The following is a 17,497-nucleotide window of genomic DNA, read 5'->3' on the forward strand; positions in this document are numbered from 1 at the left end:
CGTTACTAATCCTGATGATCGGCTTGCTTGCGTTGAATTCGTGCGATCCGTCTCCTCCCGCAACATAGCGGGAAGATGAGCAAGCGTATGAATGACTTGACGGCGTTTCGCGCCTTCTCCCTGCCGAACGGTCTCTTGGTCGCGACGGATGCAGGCCGGGGTTGAAACGGCACCTGCAGGGAAATCGCCTGAGTGTCGAAGTTTCAGTCAAACCCGAAGAAGGCAGCTCAGCACGCGCCCGATGCCTTGCATTGTTTCTCAACTTGCATCCACCCCTCGGATCGGTCCCAAAACAGGGCACGATGCCCCGCCATGGGATGGTGGAGTTTTACAAACGGACTATTTGGATATTTGGCCTAATTGTGAAAACTAGCGGTCCCTAAAGCTACGCCGCCGCTTCATCCGCCGATCCGGGACGACCATTCAACGCAATGAAAACGTTAGCCCTGTTCGGCCGTTTCGCTACTATTCCGCTTATCCTGGCATTGCTTTTATGCCCTGTCATCAGTGCTCCGACAGGCGATGCTGCAGAGGACATTATCGACGGTTGTAATCAATTCATCAAATTCTCGCGCAAGGGCCGAATGCGACAGGATGCGGTCACAATGAGCCGCGTTGGGGAATGTTTAGGAGCCGTTCGAACCATGCTGGCGACGGAGGTTGCCGATGGCGCGATCTGTCCGGCCGAAAACACCAAGCTGATCGATGCCGTTACGGCTTTTTCGCTTTATATTATACGTCATCCCGGCGACCTGAAGGTCGTCTACGTCGTCCCGATGAGGCAAGCCCTCCGTGCGGCCTATCCCTGCGGTGCGATCCCTCGATGAGTAGCGTCTAAATCAGCCACGAGGGACGAACTCCTCCTGCATCACGGCAGTTTAAAGCTCTTGTCTCGACCGGAATTAACGGCCGCATCATCTTTCTCTGCCTAGACTCCTAATCGACTAAGGTGGTCTGAGGCTCGATCGAGGATGGTTCAGGGTGGAGATGCCAACCAGCCCCGTTCGACGAAGGCGCCCAATCGGGTTCGACGCCTCGCCCGAGGTTTTGCCGATGACCGCCGCGGCGCCGTAGCCATCATCTTCGGCCTGGTCTCGACGGTATTGCTCGGCCTTGTCGGGGGCGGCATCGACTTCGCTCGCCTGGCGGCCCGGCGGAACCTGCTTCAGGGCGCCGTCGATGCGGGAACACTAGCCGGCGGCAGCGCGCTAAAACTCGCCTTGTCGAACACGGCCGCAGTGAGCAGTGTCGCCGAACAGACGATCCGGTCCGAGGCAAAATCGCCTCCCGACCGTCCCCTGACTGTCGTAGTCACCGTCGCTTCCGACAAGACCAACGTGGCTGCGACCGCGTCAGAAAACTTCAAGCTCACGTTCGGCAGCTTCGTCGGCCTGTCCGCCGTGAAGATCGCGGTGAAGGCCCAGGCAAGCGTCGTCGGTCGGATGCGCCTTTGCATGCTGGCGCTCGATCCGCTCGCGATGGGTGCATTCAATCTTCAGAAGGCCGCCCAAGTCACGGCGAACGGCTGTTCGCTCTACTCCAATTCGGTCAATGCCTTCGGCATGGTGGGCGGCGCCAGTTCCATCGCCAAGGCTGACACAATCTGTTCGGCCGGCGGATATTCCGGCGCACGAGCCAACTTCATGCCAACGCCGCAGGCCGGCTGCCCGGTCATCGAGGATCCGCTGAAGGGTCGGGCCAATTCGACGGTCGGCGCATGCTCGGGCTTACCCTTTCCATTCAATCTGCTTCCCCTGAACAAGATCCCGACGATTGACCAGAGTATCACTCTCGATCCAGGCACCTATTGCGGTGGTCTGCAAATCAAGAAGAATGCCGTTGTCACGTTGAAGCCTGGCATCTTCGTCTTCAAGGATGGTCCGCTGATCGTGAAGGACAGCGCCACGCTCACCGGGATCGATGTCGGCCTGTTCTTCGCCGGCGAGCAGAGCGGCCTGCTCTTCGACAAGAAAACCACCGTCAGCCTCGCCGCTCCCACAACGGGCGAAATGGCCGGCCTGCTGATGGCCGAGCAGACGACGGTGACCAATCCGCTCGATCCGGCAATCCTCGCCAACCTGCTGGATATCGGCGTCTCCATTCCGCTGACGCCTGCGCCCCTGGGCCTGACCAAGCCGCTGCGAACCTATCGCATCATCAGCGACAACGCCCGCACCATGCTCGGCACGATCTACCTGCCGGCCGGGCGCCTCGTCATCGACTCGACGAAGCCGGTGGCCGACCAGTCGGCCTACACCGTGATCGTGGCCCAGCAGATCAACCTCTACGAAGGCCCGAACCTCGTCCTCAACGCAAATTACGCCGGAACGAGCGTGCCCGTTCCGAAAGGCGTCGGCCCGATCTCCGGCCGGCTGCTCCTGACGCAATGATGAGCGTTCGCCACCGCTCGCTTCTCACGACCACCGGCCGACGTCCAAAAGCATAGCATCACACCTGCGAGACCGTCGCAGGCGACCCTGCCATCCTCTCCAGGATGCGAGCCAACGTAACCGGCGCCCAATCCCAGCAATCAACGCCGACGTCGAGGCTTGTTGAGGTGGCCGGAATGCTGCCGTGGGAGTGGCCGTAGATGTGAAGGTCGCCGTGCCAGGCATGAGGCCACGTCACGTGCGCATAATGGCTTGCCCAAAGCGCCTGGCGTCGGGGCATGCCCGGGTCCTGGACGAAGATCCGTTGGACGTCTACGACGGGTCCGGCCCATCGGAGGCGGTCACCAAGACCGTGGTCGTGGTTGCCCCGGATCAGGTGGATGCGACCGTGCAGGCGAACCTGGATGGAGGCGGCATACTCCAAGCTGCACTTGTGGGCGAAGTCACCGAGGTGCCAGACGATATCGTCCGGTCTGACAGCCTTGTTCCAGGCGACGACCAGGGCGTCGTCGTGGGCCTCGATGGTCTCGAAGGGACGGGGTCGAGGCATGCGGGGGCTGAGCATGCTCTTGTGCCCAAAATGGGTGTCAGCCGTCAGCAAGGTTCTTGGCATTTAAGCCTCCAAAATAACGGAGGCCTTTTCGCTTTGCGCGGCGCTCCGAGGTCAGGGGTGAAGGTGCAAGTCCCTGGATTTCATCGGTCGAGCGCTCCTGTCGGGCGGTAGTGATCGCATCGCCGGCGCCCGTCCGACAAGGATGAACCGGACGGGATCCACTGGCAAAGGCCACCCTTGCACCAGCTCCGTGTGCAGCCTGAGCTCACGGGCCGACGTGGCGCACTTCATCGTCGGCGATATCGACCGGAAGATCTACGGGCGCAGGGGCGTCGTGCTGGTTGGCTGAAGTTGGGGACTGGCCCTGCAGGTGATGCATGTCGGCTCGGACGGGGGGCTTCAGTCGGAAGGCGGAGCCCCGCCACGAAGCCGCACCGTTGCCTGAAGGGCGTGGCACTGGGCAAAACGAAGGTTGGCAACCACCTTCAGGCCATCGGAAAGCGCGAAGGATCGAGCGATGAGCAATGAAAGGGCCGTGCTGGCCGGCGGATGCTTCTGGGGCATGCAGGACTTGATCCGGCGCCAGGAGGGGGTCGTAGCGACACGTGTCGGGTACTCCGGCGGCGACGTTCCCAATGCGACCTATCGCAATCATGGCACCCACGCCGAGGCCATCGAGATCACCTTCGATCCGTCACGGACGAGCTTTCGAAGGATGCTGGAGTTCTTCTTCCAGATCCACGATCCCTCGACCCCGAACCGCCAGGGCAACGACCGCGGCTCGGGCTATCGTTCGGCGATCTTCTACGTCGACGATGACCAGCGTCGCGTCGCCGAGGACACCATCGCGGACGTCGACGCGTCCGGGCTCTGGCCCGGGAAGGTGGTCACCGAGGTCGCTCCGGTGGGGCCGTTCTGGGAGGCCGAGCCGGAGCACCAGGATTATCTGGAGCGCCGGCCCGACGGGTACACCTGCCATTTCGTCAGGCCGAATTGGACGCTGCCGGTCCGGGTCGAGGCCTGAGGTCGCCTAAGTTGGTGCTCGGGAGGCCGTGCCACGTTGCATGGCCTCCCTCAATGACGCTGAGCCGCCGGAAAGGCCGACGGCCGCGATACGGCTTGGTCAGAGGATGGGCATTCCACCGGCCACGGTGACCAGGGCCCCCGAGGTGTAGCTGCTCTCGTCGGAGGCCAGCATCACGTAGGCTGAGGCGAGCTCCGCCGGCTGGCCCGGGCGGCCGAACGGCACCTTCGAACCGAACGACTTCACCGAGTCTTGGTCCATGCCGGAGGGGATGAAGGGCGTCCAGATCGGCCCCGGCAGGACGCCGTTCACGCGGATGCCCTTCTCGGACAGCAACTGAGCGAGGCTCAGCACCATGTTGCTCAGGGCGCCCTTCGTAGCGCTGTAGGCAAGCAGCGACGGCATCGGGTGCTTCGAGTTCACCGACGAGGTGAAGATCACCGAGGCACCGGGCTTCATGTGGGCCACGGCCGCCTTCGTTACGTAGAACGGGCCGAAGACGTTCGTGCGGAAGTGGTCCTCGAACACCGCGTCCTCGATGCTATCCAACCCCTCGTTCGGCTGCTGGAAGGCGCCGTTATTCACGAGGAGGTCGAGGCCGCCGAACGCCTCGGCGGTGCGTGCCACGATCTCGCGCCCATAGGCCGGGTCTTTGAGGTCACCCGGCAGGAGGAGCGCCCGCCGCCCGGCCTTCTCGATCCAGGACTGGACCGCCTCGGCGTCCGCCTGCTCCTCGGGCAGGTAGGAGATGGCCACGTCGGCTCCCTCGCGGGCGAAGGCTATGGCGACCGCCCGTCCGATGCCGCTGTCGCCACCGGTGATCAGTGCCGCCTTACCGGAAAGCTTGCCGGAGCCCTTGTAGCTCTCTTCGCCGTGATCTGGCTCGGGGGTCATCTTGCCGGTCTTGCCGGGAAAGCCCTGGGGCTGGGCCTCGAACGGCGGCCGTGGGTACTTATGCAGGGGATCGGTCGTCATGGCATATCTCCGAAGGGGATGCCGACCCAACAGGATGCCCCCGGTGGTGTTCCTGTCGACGTCGCATGCCAGTCCGGCCTTTCGACATGGGACGCGAGCCGGAACCGGGCCCTCGGACTATTCCAAATGGTTAACGGATTCCCTCCAGCGAGTAACGATGCCGCGTCACGCCGCATCTGTCTCCAACGCCCGTCATCACCCTCGTCGTTCGCAGGCGCCCGTCCCGGGCGAATGTGGGCCTGATGCCCGGATGAGATTTCGGTGAACCCACCGAGGACGAGCCGGAGGTCATTCCGTCGGCTTGGATCGCGCGGTCAGCTTGTTTCCGTCCGGATCACGGAGGTAGGCGACGAAGGCACCGTTCGGGCGTTCGGCGGGTGGGCTCTCGACTGCGTTGCCCCCATGCTCGGTGCCTGCCCTGTGCCAGGCGAGAACATGGTCCGGGCTCGCGGCGGCGATGCCGATTGTGCCACCGTTGGCCGGGGTCGCGGCTTGGCCGTTGATCGGCTTGGTGATCATCAGGCGACCGTCTTCGTGAACGTAGATCAGCCTGCCCCTGGCATCCATCTCGCCAGGCTGGCCGCCCAACGCGGCGAACGTGGCGTCGTAGAAGACCCTGGCCCGCTCAAGGTCGTTGCTGCCGATCATGACGTGGGTGAACATGCCTTCCCTCCATAGGTTGACCGATCGCCGCTCCGAAGGTCAACGGAGCGTGCGCTGGTACATCGCCCTCAGCTCGCTCCAGCCACGCTCGGCGGCCTCTCGGTCGTACACGGGAAAGTCCGGCATCATCCAGCCGTGCTCGGCCCGGTAGGTCTCCGTGCGGAACGTCACGCCGGCGCCGGTCAGCGCTTCCTCAAGCTTGGCGGCCATCTCGGGCGGGTAGCTCCGGTCGTTCTCGGCCGCCGCGACGTAGACCTCCGCTTTGATATGCGGTGCCCCCCGGTGTGGGCTGGTCGGCGCATCGGTGGCGAGGTTCCCGCCGTGGAAGCTCGCCACGGCGGCGAAGCGGTCCGGGAATGCGGCCGCCGCGGCGAGCGCCATGCCCCCGCCCATGCAGAAGCCAACAGCGCCGACATGGCGCCCCACGACGTCGCTGCGCGTATCGAGGTAGGCAATGAGTGCACCCGTATCCTGGGCGGCCTTGTCGTTCCCGGTCGTAGCCATTAGCGGACCGAGGATGGCTCGGAAGTCGCCCTTGAACACCTCCGCAGGCACGAACGGCTCGTAGGGCCCGTAGCGGTAGAACAGGTCCGGCAGCAGCACGACGTGGCCGATGTCCGCGAGACGCTGCGCCATTTCGACCATGGCGGGCCGTATCCCGCCGGCATCCATGTACATGATCGCTGCCGGCCACGGGCCAGTGCCTCCGGGCGTTAGGACATGCGTGGGGCATGCGCCGTCGTGGGTCCGGACGGTCACTTGTTCGTACGGCATGAAATGGCTCCAGGCGTGCAATGCGGCCGGCGGTTTCGCTGGGAAGCGCACCTTCCTGATGTCCGGAAGGATCAGGAGATGTCTTCCCCAACGATGTAGGATGCCGACCCCTCAAGACGATGGCCCTGAACCCGTACAGCTGGAGCTTCCAAGACCCCGAGGAAGATAGGCTGCAGGTGTTGCCGGCCAACTGTCGATACAGACGATGGCGCTCGCAGGCTCAACTCCCTCAAGAAGCGAGTGCTCTTGCCCACACGGCTTGCAACTGTCCTTCAGTACACCTCAACCTCTCACCCTCGGTGCGGAAGTGGCTCATGGCAACGAAGACGCGCTGTTCCATCGCGTGGGCCAAAACCGAACTCGACCATCGTTGGCGCAAGCGCAGTTCCCACCGCTCTCCGATCTCCTCGTGAGGTACGTGGCGATTGATATCGTCAAGCCGAGTATCGGTGTCCTGGGCGTGCCCGACCTTCCAGATGTTCCTTCGTCCAAAGCGAAGGGCATAGGTCCAAGCTTCCGCGCTCGCGTCTCGGACGACGGTGCCTTCCCAATCTACCGGGATCGGACCGGTCGTGGGGCGACCTTGCTGGAGCGCCTCTCCCAACTCGGTCAGTCGCTTGATCACTGGATGGGGCGGGAGGGGCACCTCGGTCCTTGGAAGGGCCATAACGGCGCGGGCATCACGCTCGTCGAGTTCGACCGCCCGTACCGTCGCCTCGAAGGTCAATTGCTCCCGGAGGACGTCGAGTAGCTTCAGGCGAGGCTCGTTGAACGCCCATGCCCGAAGGATTGGAAGACCGCTGGGCCATACGAGGGTGCCGTCAGGGTGCAGGTCGAAGGACCTGAACGTCGTCGGATCGATGATGTCCCTGGCGTCGACGGCGATCCGCGCGAACTCAGCCATGCCGAGCAACCGACCACGATCACCCTCATCCGTCGGGGCGTCTTGGGTCCCGACGTAAACGATCAGGTCGCCGGGGTCGGAAGCCCTGATCAGGGCATCTCGGTTCCCCGCCTTCCCGAACGTCACGACAGGTCGCGTGACGGGATCGAATCCGAAGAACCGTTTTGCGAAGATCCTCATCGATGACCTCTCAGGCAGCCATGCTCATGTCGAACATGTCCTTGAGGTCGGTGTCCGAGACGGGAGGCATCAGGAGGTTTCTCGACATCTCCCGCTTCCGTTCGAGCATGCCGTGGAGGGTCACGTCGAACGTCCTGTTGCCCAGCGTCGGATGTACGGCCATCGGGATATGGATGGTCACCGCCTTGTCCTGGCCGATGCGGTAGACCCGGTCGTTGCACTGATCCTCGACGGCCGGGTTCCACCAGCGGCTGAGATGAAGGACATGGTTCGCGGCCGTGATGGTGAGACCGACGCCGGCCGCCTTCGGCGAAAGGATCATGACGTCGAAGCCGCGCCGCCGTCCCTGGAACTCGTCGACCAGCTTCTGGCGGCGGATGCCCGGCGTATTCCCGTTGATGATCAGCGGCTCGTCCATGCCGAACATCGTCGACATCGCCTCGGCGAGAAGCGCTTGCATGCCGCGCTGCTCGACGAAGATCAGCCCCTTCTCCCCGCTACGCTCAAGGCCGCGGAGGATCTCGAACGATTTCCCGAGCCGGGCGGACTGTTCGATCCATTCCCGGCACCCGCGCACCGTGGATAGGTCGACCTCGCTCGGATCGCCCGGATAGAGCGAGATGCCACGCAGGTTCTGGATCACTTCGAGCATCGCACCCCGAGCCTTAGCGCCATCACCCTCCAATGCCTGCGCCACGATCCGTCCGTAGGCCTCGGCCTGCACGCTCGGCATCATCGTCGGGTAGGTCTCGATCCTCTTCTCGGGAAGACCTTCGAGCTCGTCCTCCTTCATCCTGCGCAGCATGATGGCGGGGGCGCCGCCTACGGATTGCTTCATCTGGTCGGACAGCGCCCTGTAGCGGTCGGGATCGCCGTCACGATAGTCGCGCGAGAACGAACGCAGGTCGCGTAGGAAGCCCGGGAAAACTCGGTCCATGATGCACCAGAGATCCTCGATCCGGTTCTCGATGGGAGTGCCCGTCAAGCCGAGGACGAAGTCGGCATTCACCGTCTTCGCCGCCCAGGTATTGAGCGTGCCGGGGTCCTTGACCTTCTGCATCTCGTCGAAGAGGGCGACGGAGAAATTGACCCGTGCGAACGACGCATGGTTGTCCGCGAGCGTCTCGTAGGTGGTGAGGACCCAGTCATGATCGGCGAGCTTGCGCCAGTCGAGGGTCTCTCCGCGGAGCCTCGCCGCATCGTCGGGATTCCGAAATTTCTTGATCCCGCCGCCGAAAACCTGGGCCAGATCCTCACCGAGCGCCTTCGGCGCGAGGTGCCTGTCGGCCTCCTGCATCCAGTTCTGCAGCAAGGCGGTGGGAGCAACAATCAGGATCGGTCCCTTGTTGACCTCCGTGTTTCCTCTGGAGAGCGCGGTTCGCTTGTTCTCGGTGATCCAGGCAAGGAATGCGAGGCCTTGGAAGGTCTTGCCCAAACCCATGTCATCGGCGAGCAGGACACCGGGCCAGCCGGCCACCCACGCGTTCACAAGCCAGTCGTAACCTTCCTGCTGATGCCGCTTGAAGGTGGTCGCGCCCATGCGAGCCGTCGGCAAGCTTTTCGGTATCACCGGATTGCGTGGACGGCGGAGGACCTCGAAGGTGACCTCCTCGAAGTTGGTCTCGATCTGGACCACCACCGGTTCGGTGATCGCTGGACTTGCCGCCGTCGGAGTCTGTTCGGCGTCCTCGACGAACTGGCCGGTCTCGGCGTCGACCGGCACCCTCGCCTTGATGTCGAGACCGACCTGGGTGAGCACGCTTTCGGCCGATGGGAGCGATATGTCCCCGCCCTGGAACGGAACACGCTCGACGGGATCGTCTTCGGCGGCCAGGACATCGTCGCGGAGCTTAATGACATCGGCTCGCGCGACCTCGATCTTCTTTCCGTCGAGCTCCACCGGAAATCGCTCGGGGAGCCACTCGGTGTTGGCCTTCGACAACCATGTCAGTTCGGGGCGCTGCCAGACGCCCAAACCGATGACGCGTTCGGAGTATTGCTTCGTCTCGACGAACACGGCCGTCAGTGACGGGTCGCTGGTGTCCAGCCCCAGTTCGGTCGCGATCACCGTCCGGGGGTTCTTGACGAATGCGAGCTTCCGCTCCTCCGTCGCCGAACGCATCGAGCGCACGACATTCAGGGCCCTCTGAAGGTCCGGGTCGATCAGCAGATAGGTCGTACGCCGAAGAGCGTAGGAGGCATGGACGCCTTGGGCGGAGTTATCGAATGCGTTCTGGAACGCCTTGCGATCCTCGTTGACGAGGAGGTTCGAGACCTCGGCATCGACGAGCTCGTTGGCGTCCTCGCCGCCCTCTTCCAGAACAGGGGCATTGTCTTCCAGCGAACGCGCCACGGTCCTGCTCATGAGGATCGGCGAGAAGCTCACGCCACCGGTGCCGTGGCTGACGTCGAGCGAGAAGGATCCCGCCTGGAACACGGTCAGGCTTTTCGTATAGGCGTCCGTATTGACCGTCTCGCCCTTGACGGTGGACAGGGCGGCGGTGACCTCACTCCAATGAAGGGTCTTGGTCGATAGGTCGTCCGGATCGGTCGCGTTGAACCGGTCGATGGCCTCCATCAAGGTGAAAAGCGGACCGGCCAGGCGCTTCGACCGCTCACCCCACGTGATCTGAAGGCCGGTCCGCCGAGGCGAGATCGGCGTATGCGAGGCTTCCATCCACGCCGTGTTGATCCGGCAGTCCCTCTGGCTGATCGTCTGATGGAAGGTGATGTCAACGAGGAGAGGGGCAATCTCCGGCAGTCCGATCTGGGAAGCCAGTATGCCGCTGAAGCCGGCGGCGACATCGTTCGATATCTGAAGGGTATCCTGCTCCCACCTGGCTCCGCCCTCGGCGACGAGCGGCACCAGCCGACGCGCCACCTTCGCGTTCGCATCTTTCAGTCCCTCCCACTCTCCCCGAGGCAGCGTCACGCTTCCGCCGAACAATCTCGAACGCGTGAGTTTCACCTCGACGACATCGGCCAGGCATTGGGATTGAAAACGGATCGCCATCAATAGAGCCTGTACTCAGATTCAAGGATACGAATGTTTGTCAGCGCGTGGATCTCATTAGCCACCTTTGCCTGCCAATTGTAACCTTCAGATCCAGCGTGTGTAATTTCAATGCGCAGAAATTCCGGCGTACTTTTTAGGCTGATGCGTGTTTCGTCGGTGTTGTATCGCCTCTGATGAAGCTGTGGTGCGGAAGGATCTGTGGCCGAATGCCATACGTTGCAGCGCCCATTGTGGCTCCACTCCGCAACGATGCCTTTGCCGATCTTGAGAAGCAGGACTGCATGTCCTCTTTCGATGGGCTTCCTGCCTCCTGCTTCGAAGCGGGCATAGGGCGCTTCGACCTTGAAGAGCCGCCGGGCGGCGTCATCGCCGACTTCGTCGAAGACGACCCAGGCGTCGGAGATCAGGTCGCGGCGATGGACCGCCTCCCAGAAGGCCCGGCGGTATCGCCATTGGGCGACGTAGGCACCGCGGTCGACGACATCCAGGAATTGGCGGAGCGACAGCGAGGTCAACCATCGCCGCACCGTTGCCGTCGAGCGCATGGGAGACCAGTTCGCCTGCCGCAGGCGCGGATCTCCGAACTTCCCGACGAGGAAGCGGAGGTATTGGTCTATCACGTCCTTCGCCGGCGGGTTGTCGCCGTGCGGCATGACCAGGGCATCCACGAGCGGCCCGCGATGTTGCTCGAAGAGAACCTTCCCGTCCCCGCGCAGCCCCCAACCGGAGATCCTAGCGAGCCTTTCTGTTGGAGAAAGAGTGGCATCCGCGGCCAGCTGTTCGAGGCCGGCCAGGAATGCGGCCTCCGCCAACCCTCCCTCAGACGCCATGTTCTGGATGCCGACGCCAGCGAGAACCGTGCTCGGCGACGAACCCATCTGTAGCGCCCGGCCGGCGATGACGCGGGGTGCTTCTCTCGGATCGAACAACCGCAGTGCCTCGGCGGCGACCGAGAAGGGGCCCGTGAATGCCGGCGCGATGGCTTCGAGCGTCCGCGCAACTTGCCGAAGGGAGGCATCATTGGCGCTTGTACCCAGCGGCCTGAAGGCGGTGACGTAGACGGACGCCAGGCGACGGAAGGAGGACTTACGGCCGGATCCGCGCACATGATCGAGCAGCTTGGTCAGGACCGAAGGCTGCTCGGCCAGGGGACGCTTGCCTTCCCAGATGCACCAAGCGGCTTGGTTCAGGTCCCTCCGACGTGGGGACTCGTTGGCCCCAAATGCCTCCGAGAGGCGGGCGGCGATCTGATCCAGGTCGTCCGGCTTCCGCTCCACGACTGTTACGCCGGGGTCCTCGATCCCCGCGGCGGCCTGAACCGAACGGGAGACGACTGGCATTGCCGGCACGTTGAGCCGACGGCCGGGGATCTCCGCCATGGCCGCCTTCATTTGCATGCCTGAATGCTTTCCTGGCTGATGGAGGCCAAGCGACCGATCTGCGCCTTTACCTGCTCGTTGAGCGCGATGATGTCGCGAAGGTTGATGGTGGTGTCGGCATCCATGACGAACCGGAGGTCGATGCGGCGGTTTCGCGCCCACACCGCCCTGTCCTCGCCCGAGGCGATGGGGCGCGTGGACGAGTAGCCCGAGACCGACACGATCTGCTCGCCCCGGCGGTTGCGCATGCCGCGAAGCTCGGGGGAGCCCGCCAGGATCTCGCGGTACGTCGAGGTCGCTCGCTCGGTCGAGAGGAGCCAGTTGCGGCGGTCCCGCTCGGCGGCATCCGGAACGCCCGTGGTGTCGGTGTGCCCCTCGACGAAGATCGTCTCCAGGCCTGCCCCCTGGAATGCCTTGCAGGCATCGCTCGGACCGTCTCCCTTACAGGCCGCATAGTTGGCGACGACGCCCGTCAGCACCCGGCCGATGCGCCCGATGTTGTACCGGGCCGGCACGTCGAGATCGGACCTGCCCGGCTCGAACCTGACCGCGGCCTCGGTGAGGCGCAGGACGCCGTTCCTCTCGTCGATCTCCACCTTGATGTCTTGCTCGACGAGGCGTTGGCGTATGTCGGTGAGCAGTCTCCGCCTCTGGTCCGCGGCAAGCTCAAGGGCCTCGATCTGTCCCCGGACGTCATTCTGGATGCGGTTCACGTTGGCATCGATGTCGCTGCTCAACTGCGCGTTCCGCATGAGGACCTCAGTCAGGCAATCCTTGATGCGTTTGGAATCGTCGTCCCCGATCCGGTAATTCAGGGCGAACACCATCAGCATGATGATGAAGATGAAGAGCATGCCCACCATCATGTCCGTCATGGACACGAAGTAGTTCTCGCTCTCCTCGGCGGGCTCGTCGGTCGCGGTCATCATGGCGGCTTATCCTACGCGCCCGCCATTTCGCGCCGGGGCATTCGGCCGAGGAAGTCATCGAACACCTCCCCGATCTCGGCCGTATTCTCCTGGATCGAGTTCGTAACGACCTGCAGCCTCTGGACCGCGGTCGCGCAGCCCTCGTCGATCTTCAGGACGAAGTCGGCGAGGATCTGTTGCTGGTGCGCCGTCTCGGTCGCCAGGCCCCGCACCGCGTTCCCGAGGGACTCGTCGACCGCGCCGAAGCGTTCCTCGTATTGGCGCCAGGCATTCTCGATCTGTCGGTTGCCTTCCTCCAACCGGGTCGCGAGCACCCTGGCGGCTTCCTGGCCGACCCGCAGGCTTTCGGCCGCGCCCTTGGCTGCTTCCGCGAGGGTCTCGGTGGACCCCGCGATGCGTTCCGATGCCTGGAGAAGGGGCCTGGAAGCGCTCGTCACGTCGTTGGCGACCTTGCCGAATGCGACAGAGGCGACGTTGGTTTGTTCGACCGTGTTCTGGCTTGCCCGGGCCTGGGCGGAGAATGCTTCCTCGGAGGCGCGGAGGGCGGTCGACATCCTCTCGACGTCGCCCCGGAGCTGCGAGACCGTATCGGCGAACCCGGACCGGATCGCCTCGGCTGTCTCCACGGCGGCCTTGGCTGCGGCTGCGGCGGCGCTCTGGGCTGCGCTCTGAGAACGTACCGCAGTCGCCTCGGCCTCCTTGCCGAGACGGTCCTGCATCCCGGAGACCATTTCCTGGAAAGCCGCCATGTTGGCGCCGACCTGCGAAAGCACCTCCGTCAGCCCCTCCTTCAACATCGACGATGATGCCTGGCCGGCCTCGACGACGTCGCGGTTCATACGCTCCTTGGCGGCATCGGCGGATGAGTTCAGCGTCTGAAGAAGCGCCTCCACCGTCTCGCGGCTGGCGCTGTTATTCGCGTTAAATTGGCTTCCGGCCTCGGACACCAGTCGCCCGAAGGTGGCCGTCGCCTCGCGCATGCGATCAGCGAATTCCTCACCGGACCCGGAGAGGTGGCCGCGGACGCTGTTCAGCGCGTCCTTGGTCTGGTTGAGCACGACGGAAATCTCCTTGAGTTCCGTCCCGGCGGTGCCGTGCAGGCTGTCCGTGAACGACTTGAGAAGGCCCTCGGTCCCGGTCCGGCTGGTGCTCTCCAGCTTGTCCACGGTCGCCTCCAACTGGGTCGTGAGCGGCGCGACCGCCTTCTCGACCGCGGCGGACAGGACGGGTCCGAGGGTCTGGCCGAGCTTGGTGAAGAACTGGACGTCGTTGATTTCCTTGAGCTGCTGCAGCTGCTCCTTCTCAGCCTGGACTAATTGGACCAGGGCGGTCTGAGAGGTGAGGAACGTGGTCCGTCGCTCGATCTCGCGACAGAAGCTCTCGAAGCCGCCTTCCACGATGATCGCGTACACCTTGAACACCAGGGCGAGGACCAGGGATGAGAACAGCCCGGCGATAGACGTGGAGAATTTGAATGTCGCCGCGTCAAGCAGGTCGCGAAGCGATTGGGTCATGTTCTCCGGCGATCCGGCAACGCCGCCCGCGGCCCGCGACAGCGCGATGACGAGCCCGACGAATGTCAGGAGCAATCCGAGCCCGACGAAGTACCCCGGGATCGTGGGCATCAGCTTCAAGCCGGGAAGCCGCTCACGGGCCGTGGCCGGCGTGAAGAACGCATTCGGCCTGGAAGTACGCACGACCGCGGTCTCACGGAGGCAGCTCTTGGCGAACTCCTCCCAGGCATGACCGATCAGCGGGTGCCGCTGCAGCCGGTGGCTGACGCGGTCGAAGTCATTCAGGAAGGCTACTGGATCGGCCTTAGGTCCGAGATCCTTTCGAGCATGGCGGAGCGACAACCGGACCGCGAGAACGTGGGTGAACGCCATCGCAAAGGCGATGGCGAAGGCGGTCGATACGATGGCGCAGGCCAATGCGAACGCGAACTCGGAATGACCGACGTTCTCGAACTGGCCTCGGCCCGCCTCGGCACCGACCTGCAGGAGGACGGGCAGGTTCGATTTCACCGATAGGACGGGAAGCAGGTAGGAGAGGAGGTAACCCAAAACGAACAAGGCGCCGAAAAGCGGAGCGCGTACGTACCAAGCCCATAAAAGAGACTTCATGTCTTCCCAGTGGGTACAGTTCAGCCTGATCCCACGCTCTCATGCGAATCGTACGACAACAAGCGCTGGGTTGCATCAGTCAGGTTTTGTTGCAATCTAAGGGGCTGTTCCAGCACGAAAATAGGAATTGGCGAGCACATCGCCGCTCCCCTCGAAGGCCCAGGCCGCCGTGGCCCAAGCCAGCATAGCGGCACTGCCGGACCGAGATCGCAACACCAAAATGTGCCTCCGCTATCAAGCGTAGCCGCTGTACGGAACCCGCCGAACGTGTTCTGCTTTTGTTCCTGGATTCGCGGAGGAGCACCATGCAGATCAGCGGCGTCACCATCGGCTTTCCCATGCCGGTGTCCCTTCTCGCCAAGGCCGTCCGGGCCGGCTTCCCCAGCCCCGCCGACGACTTCATCGAGGAGGAGATCGACCTTCAGCGCCTGCTGATCGTCAACCGCCCGGCCACCTTCCTGGTCCGGGTCGCTGGCGACAGCATGATCCTCGCCCGACTGTTCGACGGCGACCTCGCCATCGTCGATCGGTCGCTCACCCCGCGAACCGGCGACATCGTCGTGGTCGACATCGACGGCGAGCGCTCCTTCAAGGTCTGGAAGCGTCAGGGGCCGCGCATCAGCCTGCACTTCGCCAACCCACGCTTCCCCGAGTTCCAGCTCTCCCCCGATGCCGTGATCGAGGTCTGGGGCGTCGTCTCCGGTTCCGTCTGCGCCCGGCGCCGCTGCGAATGAGCGCCCGGGCCTACGCCCTCTCCGACGGCAACTCGTTCTACTGCTCGTGCGAGCGGGTCTTCGACGCGCGCCTGGCGAAGGTCCCGGTGATCGTGCTGTCGAACAACGACGGATGCGCCATCGCCCGGACCAAAGAGGCCAAGGCGCTGGGCATCAAAATGGGCGAGCCCTGGTTCAAGATCCGCGACCTATGCAAGGCGAAAGGTGTGCGGGTCTACTCCTCGAACTATGCCCTCTATGGGGACATGTCCGCCCGAGTGAATGCCGTCTACCGGGACTTCTCCCCCCGCATCGAGATCTACTCTATCGACGAGAGTTTCCTCGACATATCCGACGTGCGGGATCGGGATCGGGAGTCCCTGGCCCGCGACATGCGGGAAACCGTCCGGGCGTGGACGGGCATTCCCACTTGCGTCGGCATCGGTCCCACCAAGACGCTGGCCAAACTCGCCAACCACGTCGCCAAGAAAAACCCCGAGCTCGGCGGGGTCTGCGACCTGACCGACCCAGAGCAGTACGACCACTGGATCATCCGGGTGCCGGTCCCCGACATATGGGGCGTCGGGCCGGCCAACGCCCGGCGCTTGGAGGCGCTGGGATGCGACAGCGCCGCCGACGTGCGCGACCTCGATCCGAAGGTCGCCCGCAAGACCATGACCGTGGTCGGCGAGCGCCTCGTCCACGAACTCCGCGGCACCCCCTGCCTCGACCTGGAGACAGTGGCCGCCACCCGAAAGGGATGCGCCGTCACCCGGTCGTTCTCCGAACGTGTCAAGGATCGCGCCACCATGGAGCAAGCCGTGGCCACCCATGCGTCCAGGCTCGGCGAGAAGCTCCGGCGCGAGGGGTTGGCCACCAACCACGTCACCGTCTTCTTTCACACCTCGGAGCATGACCGCGACCGTCCGCAGCGCTCGGTCTCGACCGTCGTCACGCTGCCGGAGGCTACCAACGACACCATGGCTCTCGTGAAGGCCGCCACCCACGGCGTCCGAAAGACCTGGCGGGACGGGTACCGCTATTCCAAGGCCGGGGTCGTCACGACCGACCTGATGCTGTTGGCCGCCTCCCAGCGGGCGATGCCAGGCCTGGGCCAGCTCGACCGCGAGATGGGGGCCGCCCTGATGGAAGCGCTCGATGCCTGCAACCGGCGCTTCGGGCGCGGGGCCGTCGTCCCGGGCGCGGCCGGGTTCGCCCCCAAGCGGGAGTGGTCGACCAAGTTCGAGATGCGCTCGCCTCGATACACCACGAGGCATGCCGAGTTGCCGGTGATCGCGGCTGCGTAGACATCCTACAACGCAGTCTGATGCTCAACCATCATGAACTTAGCTGTGCAATTTCTATCGTACACAGGGTTGATCATTTTCAGCCTAGGTTTGCCCGGTTGTGACGGTGTGTAGGGATACACTGGTGATGGATGGCTTTCGTATTAAACAACGCAAGAGACGAGATGCCTGATGGGCAGCCTCAATCCCAGAATGATATGATAAATAATTGTTGGCTTTCACAGCTCCTCCTTGAATGGCTCTATCCTCGGCGATAGGGTTTCGGAGATGCGGAGAGAAACATGTCATTAAAGATCGATATTGCAGCCAAATTAGTGAGCCCCACCCAGCAGGCATGGGTAATTCATGCTGGTAAATCGCAGTCCAGCTTCAATGATTTTTCGCGCAAAGATATTGCCTTTCTCGAAGCTCCGTACTTGGCGTTAGATGACAAAATCCTAAGTGTCTGTCCGGCGACATATTGAGTGATGTGAGGGGTTTGTGATTCAAGGCTGCCTGTGTGGAGGCTGCCGATGTGGACGACTGAGAACCGGACCCGCTACGATCGAAGCGAGCTTCGTTATCCGA

The 17,497-nt window shown here is 63.5% G+C and carries 15 protein-coding genes; 6 read left to right on the plus strand and 9 right to left on the minus strand.

The genetic code is table 11. The features are described from left to right. The first annotated feature begins 431 nt into the window (after window positions 1-431). Together FV222_RS00720 and FV222_RS00725 are read left to right on the plus strand one after the other, a co-directional pair. Complete coding sequence (locus FV222_RS00720) at window positions 432-827, plus strand: hypothetical protein (protein ID WP_147812620.1); 396 nt, start codon at window positions 432-434, stop codon at window positions 825-827. Window positions 828-971: 144 nt separating this feature from the next. Continuing rightward, window positions 972-2,390, plus strand: a complete 1,419-nt coding sequence (locus FV222_RS00725; protein WP_147812621.1) for a TadE/TadG family type IV pilus assembly protein — start codon at window positions 972-974, stop codon at window positions 2,388-2,390. 58 nt (window positions 2,391-2,448) lie between these two features. Here the strand turns inward: FV222_RS00725 and FV222_RS00730 are convergent, their stop codons facing one another. After that, the gene (locus tag FV222_RS00730; protein WP_147812622.1) at window positions 2,449-3,003 is read right to left on the minus strand and encodes a metallophosphoesterase; all 555 of its coding nucleotides are present in this window, start codon (window positions 3,001-3,003) and stop codon (window positions 2,449-2,451) included. A 457-nt stretch (window positions 3,004-3,460) separates the two neighbouring features. Between FV222_RS00730 and msrA the strand changes: the two genes are divergently transcribed. After that, entirely contained in the window at window positions 3,461-3,967 is a 507-nt protein-coding gene (msrA, locus tag FV222_RS00735; protein ID WP_147812623.1) for a peptide-methionine (S)-S-oxide reductase MsrA, read from the plus strand. 99 nt (window positions 3,968-4,066) lie between these two features. On the opposite strand, the gene FV222_RS00740 is transcribed toward msrA, so the two are convergent. From FV222_RS00740 to zorA, 8 genes are all read right to left on the minus strand, one after another. Continuing rightward, entirely contained in the window at window positions 4,067-4,942 is an 876-nt protein-coding gene (locus FV222_RS00740) for an SDR family oxidoreductase (RefSeq protein WP_147812624.1), read from the minus strand. Between the two features lie 288 nt (window positions 4,943-5,230). Next, a complete protein-coding gene (locus FV222_RS00745; protein WP_147812625.1) occupies window positions 5,231-5,605 on the minus strand; it encodes a VOC family protein in 375 nt (124 codons plus the stop codon). Between the two features lie 39 nt (window positions 5,606-5,644). Beyond that, window positions 5,645-6,379, minus strand: coding sequence for a dienelactone hydrolase family protein (locus tag FV222_RS00750; RefSeq protein WP_147812626.1), 735 nt, complete (start codon window positions 6,377-6,379; stop codon window positions 5,645-5,647). A gap of 229 nt (window positions 6,380-6,608) precedes the next feature. Then, window positions 6,609-7,463, minus strand: a complete 855-nt coding sequence (locus FV222_RS00755) for a hypothetical protein (RefSeq protein WP_147812627.1) — start codon at window positions 7,461-7,463, stop codon at window positions 6,609-6,611. A gap of 10 nt (window positions 7,464-7,473) precedes the next feature. Continuing rightward, a complete protein-coding gene (locus FV222_RS00760) occupies window positions 7,474-10,476 on the minus strand; it encodes a DEAD/DEAH box helicase (RefSeq protein WP_147812628.1) in 3,003 nt (1,000 codons plus the stop codon). Further along, a complete protein-coding gene (locus FV222_RS00765) occupies window positions 10,476-11,858 on the minus strand; it encodes an EH signature domain-containing protein (protein ID WP_210248421.1) in 1,383 nt (460 codons plus the stop codon). Before FV222_RS00765 ends, FV222_RS00760 begins: the two co-directional genes overlap by 1 nt. An 8-nt stretch (window positions 11,859-11,866) precedes the next feature. Next, window positions 11,867-12,787, minus strand: coding sequence for an OmpA family protein (locus FV222_RS00770; protein WP_147812630.1), 921 nt, complete (start codon window positions 12,785-12,787; stop codon window positions 11,867-11,869). Window positions 12,788-12,798: 11 nt separating this feature from the next. Beyond that, window positions 12,799-14,811, minus strand: coding sequence for an anti-phage ZorAB system protein ZorA (zorA, locus tag FV222_RS00775; RefSeq protein ID WP_147812631.1), 2,013 nt, complete (start codon window positions 14,809-14,811; stop codon window positions 12,799-12,801). 404 nt (window positions 14,812-15,215) lie between these two features. Here zorA and umuD point away from each other — a divergent pair, with 404 nt between their 5' ends. From umuD to FV222_RS00790, 3 genes are all read left to right on the plus strand, one after another. Further along, the gene (gene umuD / locus FV222_RS00780; protein WP_147812632.1) at window positions 15,216-15,644 is read left to right on the plus strand and encodes a translesion error-prone DNA polymerase V autoproteolytic subunit; all 429 of its coding nucleotides are present in this window, start codon (window positions 15,216-15,218) and stop codon (window positions 15,642-15,644) included. After that, window positions 15,641-16,930: a Y-family DNA polymerase gene (locus FV222_RS00785; RefSeq protein ID WP_147812633.1), complete on the plus strand. Its 1,290-nt coding sequence runs from the start codon at window positions 15,641-15,643 to the stop codon at window positions 16,928-16,930. Before umuD ends, FV222_RS00785 begins: the two co-directional genes overlap by 4 nt. A 281-nt stretch (window positions 16,931-17,211) precedes the next feature. Beyond that, the gene (locus FV222_RS00790; protein ID WP_147812634.1) at window positions 17,212-17,394 is read left to right on the plus strand and encodes a hypothetical protein; all 183 of its coding nucleotides are present in this window, start codon (window positions 17,212-17,214) and stop codon (window positions 17,392-17,394) included. Window positions 17,395-17,497 lie beyond the last annotated feature (103 nt).

The organism is Methylobacterium sp. WL103, assembly GCF_008039885.1.
GTDB classification, from domain to species: domain Bacteria; phylum Pseudomonadota; class Alphaproteobacteria; order Rhizobiales; family Beijerinckiaceae; genus Methylobacterium; species Methylobacterium cerastii.